Here is a 2,168-nt window from a genome sequence, read left to right as displayed (position 1 = left end):
GCCGGCCGGCTCTGCATCCCAGCCCACGTGGGCCTGCGCGTCGAAGGTGACGGCCGCCTGCAGCGCTGCCGCAGGCACCGTCAGCTCCACCAGGTAACGGTTCAGCGGCAGGCTGTTGCCCAGGTGCACCAGCGTTTCCAGGCAGGCCAGCGCCCGGCTGCCCGAGGCATACAGCAAGGGGGTGCCACGGCGGTTCCAGCGCCCGCCGGACGTTTCGGCCCCTTTGCCGGAGAGGTCGGTCGCTTCGTACGACGGCGTGTCGGCGGCAATGCGCCAGAACGCCGTGGCCTCGCTCAAGCGTAGGCCCCGCTCTGCATCTGCTCGACCAGGCTGGTCACCAGTGCCCGGCCGTCCGCGGTGTCCATGAAGTCGCCGGGCGGCCGGCCGCCCAGCGCGGCGTTGGGCGCATCCAGCCAGCCCGCCGTCCAGCGTGCGGCGTCAAAGCCTTCGGCCGTGCCTGATTCGGCCACGATCTTTTCCACCTGGCCCACCAGGCGCGCGATGCCCAGCGCACGCTCGCTTTCGTCCTGGCTGAGCAGGTCGTTGGCCGCGATCTTGCGATTGGCGGTGGCGCGGGCAATGCCCAGCCAGGCATAAAGCCGCTCGCGCGGCACGCTCATGTCGTCGGCCAGGGCGGTGAGCATCGTGGCGGGCAGCCCTTGCTTGACCATGCCGATGCGGTCGAGCTGGCCGGCGTCAACGAAAAAGCGGTAACTGCGCTGCCGGGCAGCGAGTGCCTTGCGCAGCGCGGGCCGGAGGCCGAGCCGCGTGGCACCGGCAGGGACCGTGGTGGATCGCATGGGCGCTGGCTCCGCTGGATTGAGCACCCATTGTGGCTCAAATGAGCCATACGCGCCCAATAGGTCAGGGGCGCGGCCCTACGCCGCCGCCGGCTCCCACACGCCTTCCAGGCGGTCTTCCAGCTCGTCGCTGGCGCGTTGCAGGGCGGCCAGGGTGTCGGCGTCGGGGCGCCAGTAGGCGCGCTGGCTGGCTTCCAGCAGGCGGTTGGCCACGCGGGAGGAGGCGGTGGGGTTCAGGCGCGCCAGGCGGTCGCGCATCACCGGGTCGAGAAGGAAGGTTTCGGTGAGCTGCTGGTACACCCAGGGCTGCACCTGGCCGGTGGTGGCCGACCAGCCCAGCGTGTTGGTCACATGCGCCTCGATCTGGCGCACGCCTTCGTAGCCGTGCTGCAGCATGCCCTCGTACCACTTGGGGTTGAGCATGCGGGTGCGGGTTTCCAGTGCCACCTGCTCGGCCAGCGTGCGCACCGTGCCGTCGCCGCGCGTCTGGTCGCCGATGTACACCGGCGGCGACGCCTCGCTGGCATCGCCGCGCTGGCGGCGCGCGCGCTTGACCGCGCCGGTGATGCCACCCAGCGTGTCGAAGTAGGTGTCCACCGTGGTCACGCCCAGCTCCACCGAATCGAGGTTCTGGTAGGTCAGCTGCACGTCGGCCAGCACGCTGTTCAGCAGCGCGGCCTGCAGCTGCGGGCGGCCGTTGCGGCCGTAGGCAAAGCCCTTGCGGCGGGCGTAGCACTCGGCCAGTTCGTCTTCCTGCTGCCAGCCGCTGCTGTCCACCAGGTGGTTGACGTTGGCACCGTAGGTGCCTTCGGCATTGCCGTACACGCGCAGCGCCGCGGTTTCCAGCGTGCAGCCATGGGCCTGCTGGTAGGCCAGCGCATGCTTGCGGATGAAGTTGTGCTCGGGCGCTTCGTCGGCCTGCGCACACAGCCAGGCGGCTTCGGCCAGCAGCTTGATCTGCAGCGGCATCAGGTCGCGGAAGATGCCCGACAGCGTGATCACCACGTCGATGCGCGGCCGGCCCAGCGCGGCGAGCGGCAGCAGCGTGGCGCCCGCGATGCGGCCATAACCATCGAAGCGCGGCGCCGCGCCCATCAGCGCCAACGCCTGCGCGATGGGGGCGCCTTCGGTCTTGAGGTTGTCGGTGCCCCACAGCACCATGGCGATGGACTCGGGCAGCGCATGGCCATCGGCGGTGTAGCGGTCCAGCAGGCGCTGCGCCTGCTGCGTGCCGTCCTTCACCGCAAAGGCGCTGGGAATGCGGAAGGGGTCGAAGCCATGCAGGTTGCGGCCGGTGGGCAGCACCGCGGGCGTGCGCAGCAGGTCGCCGCCCGGGGCCGGCCGCACGAAACGGCCATCGAGCGCGCG

3 protein-coding genes are annotated in these 2,168 nt (G+C 70.8%); all 3 read right to left on the bottom strand.

The window, feature by feature from the left end:
• Nucleotides 1-297: RES family NAD+ phosphorylase (locus tag ABNT58_RS29495; RefSeq protein ID WP_348756911.1), on the bottom strand; the 297-nt coding region annotated here is incomplete at its 3' end.
• Nucleotides 294-800, bottom strand: a complete 507-nt coding sequence (locus ABNT58_RS29490) for an antitoxin Xre-like helix-turn-helix domain-containing protein (protein WP_348756910.1) — start codon at nucleotides 798-800, stop codon at nucleotides 294-296. The genes ABNT58_RS29490 and ABNT58_RS29495, both read right to left, overlap by 4 nt.
• 78 nt (nucleotides 801-878) lie before the next feature.
• Nucleotides 879-2,168: cobaltochelatase subunit CobN (locus tag ABNT58_RS29485; protein WP_348756909.1), on the bottom strand; the 1,290-nt coding region annotated here is incomplete at its 5' end.

Source organism: uncultured Aquincola sp. (genome assembly GCF_964001545.1).
In the GTDB taxonomy this organism is placed as follows: domain Bacteria; phylum Pseudomonadota; class Gammaproteobacteria; order Burkholderiales; family Burkholderiaceae_C; genus Aquincola.
This window is presented reverse-complemented; position numbering and strand designations above follow the sequence as displayed.

Coding starts and splice junctions, on each gene's coding strand:
- ABNT58_RS29490 (WP_348756910.1), bottom strand. CDS start 800: ATGCGATCCACCACGGTCCCTGCCGGTGCCACGCGGCTCGGCCTCCGG.